This is a genomic window from Pseudomonas sp. BN411, from assembly GCF_029871235.1.
GTDB lineage: Bacteria > Pseudomonadota > Gammaproteobacteria > Pseudomonadales > Pseudomonadaceae > Metapseudomonas.
Map to the genome: position 1 here is coordinate 16813 of NZ_SSOM01000085.1, position 16521 is coordinate 33333.

The 16521-nt window shown below is 63.8% G+C and carries 13 protein-coding genes; 3 read left to right on the top strand and 10 right to left on the bottom strand.

The window, feature by feature from the left end; genetic code table 11:
- Nucleotides 1-2: 2 nt before the first annotated feature.
- Both E8F06_RS27135 and E8F06_RS27140 read right to left on the bottom strand, forming a co-directional pair.
- Nucleotides 3-422, bottom strand: a complete 420-nt coding sequence (locus tag E8F06_RS27135) for a hypothetical protein (protein ID WP_280372264.1) — start codon at nucleotides 420-422, stop codon at nucleotides 3-5.
- Nucleotides 422-1498: a hypothetical protein gene (locus tag E8F06_RS27140; RefSeq protein WP_280372265.1), complete on the bottom strand. Its 1077-nt coding sequence runs from the start codon at nucleotides 1496-1498 to the stop codon at nucleotides 422-424. The genes E8F06_RS27135 and E8F06_RS27140 overlap by 1 nt, the downstream gene beginning before the upstream one ends.
- 793 nt (nucleotides 1499-2291) lie before the next feature.
- Between E8F06_RS27140 and E8F06_RS27145 the strand changes: the two genes are divergently transcribed.
- Entirely contained in the window at nucleotides 2292-2471 is a 180-nt protein-coding gene (locus E8F06_RS27145; RefSeq protein WP_280372266.1) for a hypothetical protein, read from the top strand.
- Nucleotides 2472-2530: 59 nt separating this feature from the next.
- On the opposite strand, the gene E8F06_RS27150 is transcribed toward E8F06_RS27145, so the two are convergent.
- Both E8F06_RS27150 and E8F06_RS27155 read right to left on the bottom strand, forming a co-directional pair.
- Nucleotides 2531-3004, bottom strand: coding sequence for a hypothetical protein (locus E8F06_RS27150; RefSeq protein WP_280372267.1), 474 nt, complete (start codon nucleotides 3002-3004; stop codon nucleotides 2531-2533).
- On the bottom strand, nucleotides 3001-3846 hold the full coding sequence (locus E8F06_RS27155) for a winged helix-turn-helix domain-containing protein (RefSeq protein ID WP_280372268.1): 846 nt from the start codon (nucleotides 3844-3846) through the stop codon (nucleotides 3001-3003). The genes E8F06_RS27150 and E8F06_RS27155 overlap by 4 nt, the downstream gene beginning before the upstream one ends.
- A gap of 288 nt (nucleotides 3847-4134) precedes the next feature.
- Here E8F06_RS27155 and E8F06_RS27160 point away from each other — a divergent pair, with 288 nt between their 5' ends.
- Together E8F06_RS27160 and E8F06_RS27165 are read left to right on the top strand one after the other, a co-directional pair.
- On the top strand, nucleotides 4135-4818 hold the full coding sequence (locus E8F06_RS27160) for a DUF3313 family protein (RefSeq protein WP_280372269.1): 684 nt from the start codon (nucleotides 4135-4137) through the stop codon (nucleotides 4816-4818).
- 44 nt (nucleotides 4819-4862) lie between these two features.
- Complete coding sequence (locus E8F06_RS27165; protein WP_280372270.1) at nucleotides 4863-5363, top strand: outer membrane beta-barrel protein; 501 nt, start codon at nucleotides 4863-4865, stop codon at nucleotides 5361-5363.
- Nucleotides 5364-5405: 42 nt separating this feature from the next.
- On the opposite strand, the gene E8F06_RS27170 is transcribed toward E8F06_RS27165, so the two are convergent.
- The 6 genes from E8F06_RS27170 to E8F06_RS27195 all read right to left on the bottom strand — a co-directional run bounded on the left by E8F06_RS27170 (nucleotide 5406) and on the right by E8F06_RS27195 (nucleotide 16503).
- Nucleotides 5406-6890, bottom strand: coding sequence for a transglycosylase SLT domain-containing protein (locus tag E8F06_RS27170; RefSeq protein WP_280372271.1), 1485 nt, complete (start codon nucleotides 6888-6890; stop codon nucleotides 5406-5408).
- A 149-nt stretch (nucleotides 6891-7039) separates the two neighbouring features.
- The gene (ppk2, locus tag E8F06_RS27175; RefSeq protein WP_280372272.1) at nucleotides 7040-7858 is read right to left on the bottom strand and encodes a polyphosphate kinase 2; all 819 of its coding nucleotides are present in this window, start codon (nucleotides 7856-7858) and stop codon (nucleotides 7040-7042) included.
- Between the two features lie 245 nt (nucleotides 7859-8103).
- Nucleotides 8104-9063 carry an HlyD family secretion protein gene (locus E8F06_RS27180; RefSeq protein ID WP_280372273.1) on the bottom strand — a complete coding sequence of 320 codons (960 nt, stop codon included), beginning with the start codon at nucleotides 9061-9063 and terminating at the stop codon, nucleotides 8104-8106.
- Between the two features lies 1 nt (nucleotide 9064).
- Nucleotides 9065-9403 carry a DUF3302 domain-containing protein gene (locus E8F06_RS27185; protein ID WP_280372450.1) on the bottom strand — a complete coding sequence of 113 codons (339 nt, stop codon included), beginning with the start codon at nucleotides 9401-9403 and terminating at the stop codon, nucleotides 9065-9067.
- Nucleotides 9404-9589: 186 nt separating this feature from the next.
- The gene (locus tag E8F06_RS27190) at nucleotides 9590-10252 is read right to left on the bottom strand and encodes a DUF3313 domain-containing protein (protein ID WP_280372274.1); all 663 of its coding nucleotides are present in this window, start codon (nucleotides 10250-10252) and stop codon (nucleotides 9590-9592) included.
- Nucleotides 10253-10536: 284 nt separating this feature from the next.
- The gene (locus E8F06_RS27195; protein ID WP_280372275.1) at nucleotides 10537-16503 is read right to left on the bottom strand and encodes a peroxidase family protein; all 5967 of its coding nucleotides are present in this window, start codon (nucleotides 16501-16503) and stop codon (nucleotides 10537-10539) included.
- Between the last annotated feature and the right edge of the window lie 18 nt (nucleotides 16504-16521).

Here is a 16521-nt window from a genome sequence, read left to right on the forward strand (position 1 = left end):
GCTCAGCTCGGCCGCAAACCCTGAGTGGGCAACGCCGCGGGACCGCAGCATTCGCCCGTCTCCGGCGAAGAATCGTCGGTGGCGCTGACCTGTCGTCCCTCGGCATCCAGCCCGACAACGCCCACCACCCGGTAGCAGTCGACGTCATCTTCCAGCGGAATGGCAAACAGCCGCACCGTTTCATCCAGGGCGAAGTGGTGCACCTCCTCGCCTACCGCAACACCATCGCGATAAGCCTGCAGGTACAGCTCGGCGGCCACCGCGTCGCCTTCTTCGGCACGGCTGAGCACGCCGACCAGGCTGTCCTCGTCGTCCACCACCTGCAGCCAGTGCCCACGCAGATGCACCTCGGCCGCCCACACCGGGGCGGCGGCCAGCCCTAGCAGGCAGCAGATCGCCAATGCCCGCAGCGGAAATCCCATCAGCGGCTGCTCAACTGGCTGTAGTCGTCGGGTGTCGGCAGACCCAGCCATTCCTGCCAGCGCTGCAGGTCGCCACGGGCACTTTCGAACAGGGCACTGGCCTTCATCTTGTCCAGGGAACTCACGCACTCCTCCAGCGGCGCCTCCTCGCGCAGGCAGGGGTTGCCCGGCGGCAGCTGGGTTCCCGCCAGGTACGACACCAGGAAGTAGGTGGCCGCGTTGTCGGTGGGGAAGATGTGCCGGCCGCCGGTACGCAGCCAGCCGCGCAGGGCTTCGGTCAGGTTGTCGGCATAGGCCTTGGCGTCGGGGGTGAAATCGACTTCGGTGCAGTCCTTCAGGTAGAGATTGCTTGCGGTTTCATCGCTGACCTTGCCGTACACGGTGCAATAGAGGTCGACGTATTTGCCCTCGACTACCGGCTCGGAGAATTTCTTCGGATCGCTATGGAGTTCCGCCTGCACGTTGAACATGTCGTTGGCGCCGGGCAGCTCCAGGATCACGTCATCGGCATAGTCGATGCGAACGGCCAGGACTTCGCCGGTAACGATGAGCTTGCGCCCCCTGAAGAAGGGATCGACCGCCTCGTCGTCACCTTCATACAGCCGCGCCAGCTTCGAGCTGGGCATGCGCTCCACCGGGTTGACCATCGACAGCGCGTTCAGCGCCGACTTCCCCCCGGCCAGGGCAACCAGGTAGTCCTGCTCCATGATGTGGCGAAAGAAGTTCAGGGCGCCCGGGTCCACCTTCGGGTGATCGCCACTCTCCTGCCTGGACAGGGCATCGCCATCCTTGGCCTGCAGCGCGGGAGCGGGCGCCGAGACCAGTTCCCTGGCGGTGGTACTGATGTGCACGCCGAGAAGGAACAGCGGCACCGCGAGAATGGCCACGGCGACACTGCTGCCGGCTTTCCCGGTGAGGCTTTCGATCGCGCACCAGGACGCCGGGCACAGCCAGATCGCACCGGACAGCATCAGCAATCCGCCGATGATGGAACTGCCCATGACCCCGAAAGACGCGGCAACCAGGACCGAACAGACGATCCAGCAGATCGGCCGGATGACAGGTACGAACTTCATTCAATGCCCCTTCTCGTAGCAAGACTGGTCCCGGATGTTCCCGGAAGGCCGTGACCCTCCCCGGGTCATCGACCTCGGGACAGCAGGATTCTTGGAGGGGGAAGGCGGAAATCAAAATCAGCAATCTTCATTTCCCGTCAGCAATGCGCCGCCTGCGGATTCCGGGGATTGAAGGGTATGTCTGCGTTAGTGGTTGCGACGTTGGCGGGAGCCTTCTTGCACACGACTTCCAAGCTCAGCCGCCAGTCTGATTCAACCCTCTCCCCCGGCCCCTCTCCCGCAGGCGGGCGAGGGGTGACTCGCGCTGGCGCGGCATAAGCCATCCTGAGGCAGCCAGCGGCCTGAAACCGGGTAGAAGCGGTGGGGCGGCGACTCCGCCCCTTCAGGAGGCCGAGCGGAATCATTGTGGAGGGGGACGAGCGGCATGGATGCCGCGAGAGGCGTGTGGGGCCATGGATGGCCCCTCTCGCCGTGCCCCCGGAACAACGATGGAGGGAGGGCACCCCGGCGAAGCCGGGGCCGGATGCAGGGGCAAGCCTTTTGGTTCCTTTTTGGCGTTTGAAAAAGGGACTCGCCTGGGAAGGCGAAACCAAAACCATCCGCAGAACTCGGCAAGCGGCTTGGCTCAGGAATCTCTAGCAACCCTTAACACGGACATCGTCTTTTCAAACGGGCCATGGCGATAGCTCCCACGCTTTGAGCAGCACCGGCAGCAATGACCATTTTTGATTCGCATCAGGCGCGGAGCGGCTTCGACAATCGGCGGCGTGACAACTTCAGTGGAGCGTTTGAAATGCTGGTCCTGTGTCGAAACGTCGGGGAATCCCTGGTCATCCAGCAGACGCCGGAGACCCTCACTCGCATCAAGGTCATTCGCACGGAGCGGCCCACGGTCATCCTGAGCGTGGAAACCCGAACCCTGGATGGACAACTCATGGAGCGGACCGAGCTGCACCTGCCGGAAACCGCCTGACAGGGACGGGCGTCGGAGAGCGGTCCGCCCGAGGCCGCCGCTCCGCCCCGGCCTGGGACTCAACGGTTGAGACAACGGACGTTGTCGATCTCGCGGGCGTAGTAGCAGATCACCCTGTCATCGGGCACCGGCAGGAATTCCAGGCGCAGTGTCGCCCCTGTCGCCAGACCGTACTGTCGCCCGAAGAACACATCGGGAATCTCGCTCAGCTGTTGCAACGGCTTGGCACGGCTGGTCTGGGCTTTCTGCAACTGGAGTTCGAGACTGCGGGGACCGACATGAACGACGTCCGCCAGCAGGGACGCGTAGTTCACCTCCGAGCCGACCCGCTCCATGGCGGCAAAGCTCAGCACATCACCGATGATGACCCGCTCTTCCGAACGTATCAGGCTGCCGTCGTTGAGCACGATGCGATTCGCGCCATGGTAGGAAACCCCGCGCGAATAGGCCGCGTGATCGAACGCCAGTCCGGCCACCGCCAGCAGGGCAAGGCCACCGAGGATGAAGGCATGCTTGTAGCGGCGCAGCATCATGGCCAGCCCCTCATGCAGCGGCGGACCATCTCCAGTTGCAGATTGGCCATTGGGTTGTCCTCCAGAAAGATCAGGTTCTCCGTCGCGCCATCGGTACGGACGCAACTGAGGTCGTAGAGACGGTTGGAGCGGTTGATCCAGATGTGCCCGGCCAATCCATCCTCACGGGCGTCCAGCGCCGGCTTGAACGCTTCGCGGCTACGGGCGATCTCCTCTGCACTGTCACCGACGAAATGGAAGGTCGTCGGCCCCGCCACCACGTCCTCGACCACCAGGTCGGACGCGGCGCCATCGAATACGCCCAGGCGATACAACGCCACCAGGGCGAGCAGGCAGAGCATCGCCCCATAGGCCGGCACCAGCAGCTTCGGCGAGCGCAGCAGGCGCGCCAGCCGATTTTCGCGAGCGGTGATTGGCGCAGCCGACGCAGGCACAGATTCCACCGGCTCAATAGCGGTTGGCGCATCGGCAACGGCCGCTGCGGACTCAGGTGCGGAATCGTCCACCACGTACTGCGCATTGAACCGATAGCCCCGGCGCGGGACCGTCTGCAGCAGTTCGTGGTCGGTGCCGTCTTCGATCAGATTGCGCAGGGTGAATATCGCCTGGTTGAGACTTCCAGCGGCAACGACGCGATTGTCCCAGGCGTATTCCATTATTTCGTTGCGACTGCGGGTTTCCCCGGGACTATCCAGCAGAAGTTGCAACAGGCGCGATTCCGAATAGGACAAGGTCACCGCACGCGGATCGCCGGAAGTCAAACTTATATGTAACTGATTATTCGCGGCATCGAATACTGCAGTGCCGCCACTTTTCAGCTGAAACTTGAACTGGCTTTTCATGAAAGTTTTCTGAGCTTATTGATTTCATTACCCGCAGGAGAGACTGCGAATTCTCTCGCACATCGACTTACCGCTGCACGCTCCACGGCATAAATAACGATTTTTGATTCTTGTTTTCCGCGCCCCTGCTTCAGAGTGCCAGGGCGCCGGAAAAGGCGCGGCAGCGCGGCGTTGCAGTTCTCCTCCCCTCCTGGCGGCACGCCGCGCTGCCACTTTCGAAGCCGGTACCGGCGAGCCTTTGCCGGTCTCAGGCGCGCGCATGCCGACGCGTCTTCAACAGGAATCCCCATGCATTTCAAAGAACTTTCCATCCTTGCGCTTTCGACAGCGCTGTTCGGTTGTTCAATGGCGCCGAGCATCGACCCCTCGATAGTTTCAGGAAAACAGACCGATGTGCTGATGAAAGTCATCGAACGAGATGACAGCACAATTGCCTGGAAAAAATACCCGGCACCTTTTTCCAACAACCATGACAAGGTCGTTTTCATCGACTTGCCAAAAACCTCTTCATTCGCCAGCAGCGACTTGGAGCTCGGCGCGTCCAATACGGATATCAACAAACTGCTCCTCCACTTCCGTGGCCAACTGGAACGGCAACTGACATCCGCCGGCTACCGCCTGGTGGCACGCCCCACACCGGGGGCTCTGTCGTTGCGCGTGTCGATCAGCGACCTGGAACGTACACCGCGCGATCCGAGCGTCATGGAATACATCCCCATCGGCTTCCTGGTCGGCCTCTCCCTGCACGCCACCGGCGTACGCGACGAGACCCTCTACGTGTTCTTCGACAGCGAGGTCCGTGACGGCCTGACCGGCGAAACCCTCGGCCGCGCCGTCGACCGGGCCAAGGGCCGCAATCTCGGGCAGTCCGACAAGCCCGTGGTCGAGGACATCTACCCCGCCATGGACGCGGCGGTGCTGCGCATCCGCGAGCGCCTGGACCGCGAGTTCCAGCGCAAGGGACCGGCCTGATCCCTCCATTCCCATTCCAACCAACAAACCATGCAGGACCACAGATGAAATTCGGAAAACACCTTGCAGCTGCCTTCCTTGCCTTCAGCACCCTCAACGCCGTCGCGGATGACCGCGGCTTCTACGTGGGTGGCGGCGTGACCAAGGTAGAAACCGACGAGCACAGCCTCGGTGACGACGACAACGCCTACAAGGCCTACATCGGCTACCGCCTGAACCCCTACCTGGCCTTCGAAGGCGCCTGGGTCGACCTCGGTAGCTTCGAGGGCGAGCGTGGCGACTTCGACGGCCACTCCGTACAGGCCGCCGCCCACTTCGGCGTACCGGTGGGTGACCGTGTGCGCCTGTTCGCCAGCGCCGGCGTCCATGCCTGGGATGCCGACGCAGACGTCGCCGGCGACAGCAACGATCTGGACCTGACCTACGGCCTCGGCGTCGAGCTGGATGTATTCCGCAACGTCGGCGTGCGCCTGGAACAGGAAGTGCTGAAGGTCGGCGACATCGAGCTCGACCAGACCACCGCCAGCGCCTACCTGCTCTTCTGACGCCCTTCGCGGCCCCTGCCCCGGCAGTGGGCCGCGCCCTCCTCAGATTCCCTCCAGCCTGCCCAGCATCCTTGCCGGCTGTGCTTCCTCCCGGTCCCGGGCGAACTTGTAGGCGATGTAGTACTTGTACACGTTGCTCACATAGTCGATGGGCTCGCGGCCCAGCTCCCTCGCCACCACCGCCTCCACATGGCCAAACCAGCGGTCCGGGTCCAGGCCGCTTTCCCGCGCCATGCGCCTGGCCTTCTGCAGGTTGCCCGGCCCGGCGTTGTACGCCGCCAGCAGCATGAACATGCGATCGTCCGGATCGAGCGCCGGATCGTCGAGATAGGTGTCGGCGAGAAAGCGCAGGTACTTGCTGGCCGCCTCGACGTTCCGTTCCGCGCTATTGCGCACACCCGCCACCCCTACGTTGGGGTCGGCCGCCGTGCTCGGCAGCACCTGCATCACGCCCACCGCGCCCTGGCTGCTGCGTGCGCGCTGGTTGAAGCGGGACTCGTGGAAGGCCTGGGCCATCAGCATCAGCGGGTCCAGGTCGTAGCGTCCGGCGGATGCAACGAAGGCCTGGTTGAGCTGACGGAAACGGCGCAGCTCCTCAGCCGATGCCGGTTCGCCGAGAAAGCGTCCCGGATCGCGTCTGCCATTGCGCAGGTCCCGTCCGAGGCGGCTGCCGCGATCCTGTTCGGCGAGGAATTCCGCCAGCACTGCATGCAGCTCGGGATTGTTCTGGCGCACCGCCCAGGCGTAATGGCCGCCCCAATCGAGCTCCACTGGCCGCTGGATTGCGATCCGGCCCAGGGTCGGCTGCCAGGCCTGGGCCACGCGCCGATCCACCACGGCGGCGGCATGGACGCCGGCATCCACCAGCGCCAGCAGTTCTTCAGGCTCGGTCCCTTCGGCCAGGGGCACCACGTGGATCGGCGCCAGACCGCGCTCGATGAAGGTCCGGTTCAGCGCCAGCAGTTCCCAGAAATCATTGCCAAGTGCCGGCACCGCCACTTCCTTGCCGGACAGGTCATCGAGACTGCCGATCGGCTCGCCAGCCGGGCCGGTCACCAGCACCGGGTCGGCGCGGAACGAACCGGGGGCGGTGACCACCTGCCCGCCAAAGCGCGCGGTCTCCCCTTCCACCAGCCCGCCCGCGGCGATATCGCCGACGCCCCGGACCAGGCTGGGCAGCAGCTGTTCGCGGCTTACCGGAATGAACATCACATGCCAGCGGCGCTTGCCGGCCTGGCGCGGGTAGCGCTGGTTCAGCCAGCGTTCGAAGGCGAGGCCAACCTCGTGGCTCACGCCTTTCTGGCGGCCCTGGTCGATGTGGAAGAAGGTTCGGCTATAGGGCACCAGGATGCGGATGCTGCGGCGCTCGCGGAGGCAGTCGAAATCGTCCGTGCGATCCGGCGGCGGCTCGGGGGCGAGAATCGGCACCGCAATCCGCGAGGCTTCCTGCTGCATGGCATTGGCCAGGGCCACCTGCAATGGCAGCAACCCCATCAGCAAGCCGGCCGGAAGGGCAAGCGATCCCATCAGAGAGCGCAGCGGTCCGCGCCGTGTTCGAGTTCCCATCGGGGTTCCTGTCGTCTGGTTCGTGGAGCGTATCGCTCCGCCCCAGGCCGGACAGGTCGGTCTGAGAGCGGCGATGCACGCAAGGCAAGGGTCAGCGCCCGTGTGTCGGGTCAGTATTTTTCTTCGATGTAACGGAAGGGATAGTCGGGCGACTGGTAGGGCCCCAGCTTGCCGCGCTTCGGCAGCCTGACTTTCTTCTCATCGGGGACGTCCTGGTAGGGCACCTGGTCCAGGATGTGCCGGATGACATTGAGGCGCACCCGGCGCTTGTCCTCGGAGCGGGCGATGTGCCAGGGCGCCCAGGACGTATCGGTGGCGATGAACATTTCATCGCGGGCGCGGGTGTATTCATCCCAGCGGCCAAAGGAGCGGATGTCCATCGGCGACAGCTTCCAGGTCTTGCGGCCGTCGTTGATCCGGTCTTCGAGCCGACGCTGCTGTTCCTCCGGGCTGACTTCCAGCCAGTACTTCAGGAGGATGATCCCCGACTCCACCACCGCTCGCTCGAACAGGGGCGTGAAGGCAAAGAACTTCTGCACGTCCTTTTCACTGCAGAACCCCATGACCCGTTCGACGCCGGCGCGGTTGTACCAGCTGCGGTCGAAGATCACGACCTCCCCGCCCGCCGGAAAGTGGCTGATGTAGCGCTGCACGTATATCTGCGACTTCTCCCGCTCGGTGGGCGTCGGCAGCGCGACGCTTCGGAAGATGCGCGAGCTGGTGCGTTCGGTCAGCGCCTTGATCACGCCGCCCTTGCCCGCTCCGTCCCGCCCTTCGAAGACGATGCAGATGCGCATGCCTTCCTGGACGACCCAGCGTTGCAGCTTCACCAGTTCGACATGCAGTCGCTTCAGCTCCGCCTCGTATTCCTTGCGCGGCATTCTGGGCGCTTTGCTTGATTCCCTGGATTTGTCGGATTTCCCGGTCATACATCCCTCTCTCTTCCAGACATCCGGACTCCGCAGGGCGGAATCCAGCCGATTGTCCGGACACGCTCGGGTACTCCCTGTGACCGTCCCGCATCCGGCCGGCGGGAACGTCCCGCCAGTCCTTGAAACCGGAGGGCGGCAAACCGTTGCGCCGCCCAAGCCGGATTTCCCGCAGCCAAAAAAAATCACCTGCCCGTCGCCCCGGCACCCGCAAGGGGCTCCGAGACGAAAGGCAGGTGCAACGCTCAATGGAAGGGGAAGATGTAGTTCATCCAGGCCGCCATGCGCAGGAGGATCTTGCGCATCACCGCCACATGATGGAAATGCTCGCTGTAGAGCGCCGCCTGGCCGTAGGCGCCGCCGGGCATCAGGGCCGCGTACTGGGCATAGTCCGGGTCGGTGATCTCGACGATCACCGGCACCCGGCCAGGAGGCGGCGTGCCGGTGAAGCTGAGCAGGTTGCCGGAGGGTTGCACCTGGCCTTCGCCGATCACCGAAATCACCTGTTTCACCTTGCCCTTGAACACCTGGCCCGGGATGCCGTCGAAAGCCACTTCGGCCTCGTCACCGGGGGTCAGGCGCAATTGGCTGTTCTGGCGCATCCAGGCGGCGATGTAGTGCCCCTCGTCCGGGATGAACACCATCGAGGGACGCAGCGGCAACCGCGTGGCCATCATTCCCGGGCGCAGCGACACATGGGTCACGAAGCCCTTGCTCGGCGCGCGCACCACGGTGTGATCCAGGTCGAACTGGGCGATGTTCAGCTGCGCCTGCAGGTCATCCACCCGCGCCGTGGTGAGGTCCACGTCGCGGCGGTTGCCGACATTGCGCGCCGCCAGCTCACGAGCGCGGGATTGGTCGGCGCGGGCCGACACCAGCTGCGCCTTGATGGATTTGACCTTGTTCTCGAACGGCGTCGGGTCGATGCGGAACAGCACATCGCCCTTCTCCAGGGGCTGGTTGGTCTTGACCGGCACCTCCACCACCTGGCCGCTGACCGTCGGAATCACCGGCGTCGACACGAAGTAGCTGCGCGCCACTTCGGAGTACGGGTGGTTGTAGTTCATCAGGAAGATCAGCGTCCCGATCAGAACCACGCCGCCCAGCGCGGCAGTGGGCACCGACCACTTGTTCAGCGGAATCTTGAAGATCTTGAAGATGGCGACGCAGATAGCCGTGTAGGTGAGGATCAGCAACAGGTCCATATCAGGCCTCCTCTACCGCGCGGGCCGAACGGGACGCGCCCTGCCCTTCGAGGCGTTCGAGGCGCCAGCGCATCTCGGCCAGTTGCTGCTCCAGCTCCGCCTTCGGCGTGCCGAAGCCCCAGCCACGATCGTCGCGGTACAACATTGCCCAGATCCACAGGAACGGCCAGATCGCATGCAGGGTGAACAGGCTCACCCAGCCAGCGGCATGGATCGCGTCCTGGTGCGGGTGGTTGCGCCGCTTGGAGATTTCATAAGGGATGTCGTGGATCACGATGATGCCGTAGAACAGCACGATCACGACGAAGAACAGCACGCCAAGGGCGAAGTAATCGAGAATCCCGTCACTTACCATTTCATCACCTGGTTTTCGGGGGGAGGACATCCGCATCCGGTTGGGTTGTGCAAGGCGCCGGACTTGTTGCGGATTTGTGGCCAGGCCGTCGCGCACCAGGGTTTCCGGCACACGCGAAAGGGAACCGGCCATCGACCGGTTCCCGCCTGGAGGTTTATCGGGGGAGGCCCGTCAGGGCCTGAAGTCGCGCGCGTCCCGCGCCCAGTCGTCGAGCACCGGCTTGAGGTCATCCAGGACCAGCGGCGTCTTGCGGTTTTCCAGGCTCAATCCCTGTCCCTTGCGCACCGCCCTGACGACGGGCTTGCCGCTGGCCGCGTCCACCGCTTCCACTTCGGCGTAGATGGCCACTTCCTGGTCGCGCGTTCCCGCCGCCGTGGTGGTGGCAGCCGCCAGCAGGGCAATCGGAATGACCTCGTAGGCCTTCAGGTGCTCGGTGGAGATCGCCACGGCAGAGATGGACGGACGCACGATCAGCGTGTCCGCCTCCGGTGTGCCGACCAGACGGGCCTTGCCGATCAGCTCGCGCTGCAGCGCCAGGCGCATGTAGGTGGCGATCTGGTCCATGGTCTGCTGGCTCATCTGGTCGCTGGGGGCCGGGGCCGGGGCCGGATGGAACACCGGCTTTTCCACCAGGAGCGTGCCGTAGCGCTTCGCGTCGAAGCCCGGCGCCGTCCAGCGCAGCACGGGCTGGCCGCTGGCAGACATCTTCTCTTCGAGCTGCGAGTAATCCCTCAGGAAGCCCGAATACTCCTCGGGCTGGGTGACCTTGCTGGAACAGCCGCTGGCCAGCATAACGATCGCTGCCAGCGCAAATCCGAATAGCGGTTTCACCATAGAAGACTCCAGGTTTGACGGGGTTGAACCTGCGGGTTGCACCCCTCTTCTGACTGGCGGCAAAGCCTATGGATGAGCGCTTTTCAGCACTTCGCATTTCACGACAGTTATTTAGCACTTCATGACAGTGTGACGGGGTTCCTTGCAACAAAACGTGTCGCCCCACTGGAACACCGTTGTCGAACGGATCATGCAACCCAGCGCGGGTGGCACCGGGTTGCATGGGGGATGGGACGGGATGGAGTGGCGCTCCGACCTCCAAGGGAGCGCCGGGCGGTGGAGCTTCAGACGACGCCGATGAAGTCACTCGCTGCCAGGGCGACGTGCCCGACGAGGTCGATCTGGAAGTCGGCGGCATTGTTGTTGTTCACATTGCCCTCCACATAGGTGTGCTCTACACCGCCGACGTTGACGTAATGGAACCTCAGCTGGGCCTGTCCATTGAATTCGTTGCCAGCGCCATTCCATTCACCCAGGAAGCTGAAGTCCTGATTCCCTGCATTGCCAGGTCCGGTCGTCCTCGCATCGATCTGGCCGAGGTCGATGCGATCACTCCCCTGCTGGAAGTCGTTGATCACATCCCGGGTACCGCTGCTGGTACCCGAGTCGCTGAGCACGGCGAAAACGAAGGTATCGGCATCCGCACCGCCGCTGAGCAGGTCGCGTCCCGCACCGCCGGCCAGGACATCGGCACCGACACCGCCACTGAGGACGTCGTCGCCACCACCCCCGGCAAGCTGGTTGGCCAGTGCATCACCGGTCAGGGTATCGGCACCCGATCCGCCTATCACGCTCTCGATACCGCTCAACAGGTCACTGCCAATCTGACTGCTGCTGGCCGCCCCCGTGGCCAGGTTGACCACGGCTGCAGCTCCGGTGGCGGAAAGGTCGTAGGTATTCAGGCCGTCGTTACCTGCATAGACGTCATTGCCGTCGAACAGGCTGGCAATGAATCGGTCGTCACCCTGGCCACCGCTGGCACTGTCATTGCCCTGTCCTCCCACCAGTACGTCGTTACCCCCTGCACCCGCCAGGTTGTCATTGCCGCTTAGTCCTTCGAGGCGGTTGTCGGCCGAGCTGCCGGTGATCTGGTTGGCGCCGCTGCTGCCCAGGACGTTCTCGATGGATACCAGCACATCATTGCCGGTCTGCGCGCTGCTGGCGGTACCAGCGGTCAGGTCGACGCTGGCGTTGGCGGACGTGCCGGAGAGGTCATAGGTGTCCACACCGTCGCCGCCGTCGTAGTGGTCGTTGCCGTCGCCCACTGTCGCCACGAGGGTGTCGCTCCCCGCGCCGCCTTGCACGCTATCGTTGCCAGCCTGACCAATGAGCCGGTTGTTGCCGGTGTTACCCACCAGCAGGTTGTCCAGCCCGTTGCCCACACCATTGATGTTGGCGGTGCCGGTCAGCACCAGGTTTTCGACGTTGGCCGCGAGGTTGTAACTCACCGAGGACTGCACCGTGTCGCTACCACCGTTCAGGGCCTCGTTCACCGCGTCGCCGGTGGAGCCAACCACGTAGGTGTCGTTGCCCGCACCGCCGCTCATGCTGTCATTGCCACTGCCACCATCCAGCAGGTCGCTGCCGTCGCCGCCGCTAAGTACATCGTTGCCGGCATAGCCGAGCATGACGTCCTGGAAGGCCGTCCCCACCAGAGCCGCGCGATCCAGGAAACCGCCCAGGCCGTTGTCGTTAAGGGAAGTGCCTTCGATGAAGCGCCCGACCGCTTCGGTGGGATCGGAGTAGACCGTCTCCACTACCCCGTGGTTGTCGGTGAAGCTGACCGCTACCCGCAACTGCTGCCCGACCTGCGCGGCCACCGGTGCATAGGTCGAGGCAGTGGCGCCATTGATGGCAGCCCAGACGGCCCCCGAAAGTACCTGCCACTGGAAGCTGAACGCGCCAGCACCGGAGGGAATGCCATCGGCGTCCTGGATGGCAACGGTGCTGGCGGTCAGGCGGTACTGCATCGGCAATGGCCGGCTGGGGGTGGTTGGAGCCGTGGCGAAGCCGGAAACCAGCGGTTTACCGGTAGGCAGCTGGTTATTGACGTCCAGGCTGACAGTGCGGTCCGCGAAGCGGACTTTCTCGATGCCGACGAGGATGTCGGTTGCATCGAGGTTGGCGGCACCGACGCGCTTGTCAGTGATCCTGAAGCCGCGAATCTCGTTGCTTCCCGAATTGGTATCGCTGATCAGGGTAATGCTGTAGTCGGCGAAATTGCCGCTGTAGACCGCCTCGTCAGCAACACCATCCGCCGTTCCACCGGCGTGGTTGTCGCCGAGTACGAAGCCCGAACGTGCGGCCTGCAGCCCGGTGAAGTGCTGGGCGAAACCCTGGGCGGCCAACAGGTGGTTGAGGTCGGCCAGGCCAATGGAGTCACCCACCAGCACATCGTTGCCGGCATTCCCCTGCACCACGTCGTCGCCGCTGCCGCCCACCAGCCAGTTCTCGTTGCCATCACCGATCAGGCCCGCCGTCGGGTTGGCAGGACTGGCGGGATTGGCCCGTGCGTCACTGAAGCGCGAACCGACCAGGCCTTCGATGTTCGCCAGCAAGGCGTTGAACGGCTGGAATAGCACGGCGGTGCCCGGCGCCGCGACGATGTTCTGCTGGTTCAGGTTTGCAGCGGCATCCAGCTGGATGTTCACATCGCTGAACGCTGCGATATCGAAGCCGACATCGCCGAGCGCTTCATCCCCGTCACCCTGTCCCGGCGCACCGCCGATACCCGGCAGGAGAATGTCGTCGCCCTCTTCCCCGAACAGCTGGTCGCCGGTCGAGCCGCCGGAAATGATGTCGTCCCCGGCTTCGGCAAAGAGGATGTCCGGCCCGTCGCCACCGTAGATTTCGTCGCTGCCATCGCCGCCGTGGACCAGGTCCGTGTCACCACCGGCGTCGATGTAGTCGTTGCCGGCGCCGCCGTAGAGCTCGTCGATCCCTGCCTCGCCGTAGAGATGGTCATTGCCATTGCCGCCGATGACGATGTCGATGGCGCCCGCACTGGTACCGGCATAGACGATGTCATCGCCGTCACCGCCGTCGAGGAAGTCCTCGATGTCACCGCCGTAGATCACGTCATTGCCATTGCCGCCGTAGAGGTGGTCGGCGCCGGCCTTGCCGTCGAGGATGTCGTTTCCATCCTCGCCATAGCCGGTGTCGTCGCCATCACCCAGGTCCAGCCAGTCGGCATAGTCGGTCCCGGCTACCACCTCGTGGGAGTTGTAGCCCACCGCTGCGGTGCCATCCGGATTCTCGCCCTGGTCAGGACGGTAGTCACGGATGAATGTGCTGGACGCATGGGTTTCCGGGTTGATCAGGCTGAGCAGCAGGCCGTTCCCGCCGATCCCCCCGGAGCCACCGGTGGAGTAGACGCCCATTTGGTTGGCATCCACCAACCGGCCGTACTTGTGCTCGCTCTTGTAGGCAGTAGCAGTCGCCCCGGAGTCCTGGTAACTGAGCTCGATGTAGCTGTCCATGTAGCCGAACACATCACCCGCCAGGTGCCGGGCATCGGTGGTGCGCTCGATGATGTCCTTGAACTGTTCGGTGACCACTTGCTCGTTGAGGTTGGTCATGCCCGGCAGGCCGAGGTCGAGACGGAACAGGTAGTAGAAGCGGTCGCCATCCATGAGCCGCTCCATCTGGTCTTCGAATATGGCGTTGAAGGTGGTGCCGAGCTGGCCGGTGTAGACGTGTTTCTCTGCCAGTCCGCCAATCCACAGGTCGATGTGGTTGAAGCCATCGGAACCTGCGACGAAGTTTCCGTTCTGGTCGGCGGCATTGGACAGGAAGCGCGCTGCGTCTTCGGCGGTCACCACGCCACCGGCCCAGCTGACGTCTATCCCGGTCTGGTCGGCATCGATGATGGCCTGGGCATGCGCCACGTCGCCATCGAAGGAATACGCGCCGATGAAGTTCACCAGGGACTCAGGGTGGATCATGTTGTTGGCGAAGTCGCTCCAGCTCGTATAAGGCGTCAGCGCATCCACGATCAGGTTGGTGTGGTGCTGGGAGCCGGCCGGCGTTTGCCGCTCGGCGATCAGCGCATCGTGGATCTGCTGACGCGCCGCATTGAGCGTCGGTAGCCCCAGGTCACGGCCGCGCGCCAGGTTGATGGTGGCCAGGTCCAGCGGCTGGCCCAGCAGCCCCTGCTGCAGCGCCGGGGTGACAAGCTCGTCGATCTCGTTGCTTACCTGCCGCGTCATACCGAGGGCGATGGCGGTCGGGCCGATATCGGCGAAGCCGCCGGGGTTGAGGAAGGCTTTCTCCAGGGCGTAGCGGGTTATGGCGCCAGTAAGGTCATAGACGCCGCTGGCATCGCGCTCCAGTGCGTCGATGGTTTCACGCAACTGCGAGTGCCCGAAGCGGAATGCCGCCTGGCCATACTCCAGGGAGATATTGGCGTTGATGCCGGAGTCGTAGGTGACGAACTCTGGCAGGTCGGGCGTGATCAGCCGCGCGTACTGGTCAATGGCAACGTGCTGGTACTCCATTTCCACCACCAGCTTGGCCCCCTGGAACAGCAGGTCATGGTTCCAGGAAACAGTCACGCCATCAGTCAGCGTGTAGTTGCCGGCCGCGTCGGTGTAGTAACCCCCGGCTCCGTTGTCGATGCCGACCTGCCAATTGTGGCGAACCCCAACATCGGCCTGGAGAATCTCCTGTTGCAGGTTGATCAACTGAACGTTGTGGTCTTCGTGGAAGACATGGTGCATGGCGGTCAGACCGAAGTTCTCGTTGGCACGGCCGTCGCCCGCGATGTAGTGGTCACCCACCGATTCCAGCAACAGCTCATTGGCAACCGCGTAATCGGCAGTGCCCGGATCGGCAAAGATCGAGAAATCAGAGGGATTGACCAGACCGAACAGGGACTTGGTCGGGCCGTTGTCGTAGTGGAACAGGATCCCGTAGGGGTTCGTCGGGTCGAAGGTCACGCCCAGCAGGTGACTGTCCAGGGCCATGAGGCGCGCCACATCGATGTGCACGTCGTCGAAGTGCGGGTTCATGTCCAGCAACAGGGCCTCGCGGGCATGGACCGCCTGGACGCCGGAAGTGGAAGGGTCCGCGTCCAGCACATGCCCTGCGTCGTCGCGCACGCGGAAATTGGCCAGGTCATCCCAGGTCAGGTCATCGCGCCCAGTGGCCACGATATGGGCGCGTAACTCGTTCAGGGTTGGCAGTGTCTGGTGGGTGAGCACGCCATTGAGCGTCCAGGCGGCCTCATCGCTCAGGGTAGTGCCATCGAACAGGCGAGCTCCCGGCCGGAACTGTCCAGGGTTGGACGGGTCAGCCACCCATTCGCGCAGCAGCTGAGTGACAGTGGCCTCGGAACCGTAAGTCTGGTTCTGGTCGATGTAAGGCGAGTCCAGGTTGAGGTATTGCGGATTGCCTGCGGCATCGACGCTGCCCACGCTGGCCCTGTGGACGGTGATCGAATGCACCGGCTGGCCGTCCGGGCCGATGGAGCCGTAGAGCGGGTCGTCGGGTGCCAGAGGAATGGTGATGGTGGCGGTCCGGCTCGGCTTGTCGATGAAGTCCAGGCCGTGGTCGAAGAACTGGCCGAACAGCGTGAACCAGCCGGTGGTCGAGGGGTCGCCGGAAACCGTGTTGAGATTGCGGATGAAGTACTGACCGCTACTGGGGGAGGTCGGATCGGCTTCGCCCAGTTGGCCGAGCAACCCCGGGTCGCTGACCACCGCCACACCATTGGCGTCATGCAGGATGTGGCCCATGGCGTCAGTGGCGAAGACCACGCCGCCACTGACGATGGTCTGGCTGACCATCCTCGGCGTGTAGTCCACCAGCGAGGCGAACGGGTCGGCGTAGGAAGCCGGCGTGCCCAACTCGGCGCCAGGGTGACTGGAGAGGTAATCCTGCCAGGCCGCGTTGTCGGCGTTCTGCTGCACGTACTGGCTGTAGTCCGGCAGGGTCAGGCGGATGAAGTCCTGGCCGAAGCTGCCCCAGGCATGGCCATCATGCGTGAGGTTGTTGAAAAAACCGGACACGTTGCGCAGGCCGATAGGGTCGCGCGCGCCGTTGTACCAGACGCTCTCTCCGGCTGGGATGGCCAGGGGATCGAAGCTGCCATCAGTACCCAGCACATGCACCGAACCATCCGATCCCGTGTAACCGAACAGGGGGGTTCCATCGACCGTGTAACCCACCACGCGCAGGGTGGGGAAGCTGACCTGCTGCAACAGGTAGCTAATATCCTTCAGGTTGAGCGTGAAGCTTTTCAGGCTGTACATAACGATCTCCCACTGCCC

What these genes read in the sequence shown, in the direction of transcription:
- E8F06_RS27165 (WP_280372270.1), top strand. Translation starts at nt 4,863, where the DNA reads ATGAAATTCGGAAAACACCTTGCAGCTGCCTTCCTTGCCTTCAGCACC.
- E8F06_RS27190 (WP_280372274.1), bottom strand. Translation starts at nt 10,252, where the DNA reads ATGGTGAAACCGCTATTCGGATTTGCGCTGGCAGCGATCGTTATGCTG.
- E8F06_RS27195 (WP_280372275.1), bottom strand. Translation starts at nt 16,503, where the DNA reads ATGTACAGCCTGAAAAGCTTCACGCTCAACCTGAAGGATATTAGCTAC.
- E8F06_RS27135 (WP_280372264.1), bottom strand. Translation starts at nt 422, where the DNA reads ATGGGATTTCCGCTGCGGGCATTGGCGATCTGCTGCCTGCTAGGGCTG.
- E8F06_RS27140 (WP_280372265.1), bottom strand. Translation starts at nt 1,498, where the DNA reads ATGAAGTTCGTACCTGTCATCCGGCCGATCTGCTGGATCGTCTGTTCG.
- E8F06_RS27180 (WP_280372273.1), bottom strand. Translation starts at nt 9,063, where the DNA reads ATGGACCTGTTGCTGATCCTCACCTACACGGCTATCTGCGTCGCCATC.
- E8F06_RS27145 (WP_280372266.1), top strand. Translation starts at nt 2,292, where the DNA reads ATGCTGGTCCTGTGTCGAAACGTCGGGGAATCCCTGGTCATCCAGCAG.
- E8F06_RS27155 (WP_280372268.1), bottom strand. Translation starts at nt 3,846, where the DNA reads ATGAAAAGCCAGTTCAAGTTTCAGCTGAAAAGTGGCGGCACTGCAGTA.
- E8F06_RS27150 (WP_280372267.1), bottom strand. Translation starts at nt 3,004, where the DNA reads ATGATGCTGCGCCGCTACAAGCATGCCTTCATCCTCGGTGGCCTTGCC.
- E8F06_RS27170 (WP_280372271.1), bottom strand. Translation starts at nt 6,890, where the DNA reads ATGGGATCGCTTGCCCTTCCGGCCGGCTTGCTGATGGGGTTGCTGCCA.
- ppk2 (WP_280372272.1), bottom strand. Translation starts at nt 7,858, where the DNA reads ATGACCGGGAAATCCGACAAATCCAGGGAATCAAGCAAAGCGCCCAGA.
- E8F06_RS27160 (WP_280372269.1), top strand. Translation starts at nt 4,135, where the DNA reads ATGCATTTCAAAGAACTTTCCATCCTTGCGCTTTCGACAGCGCTGTTC.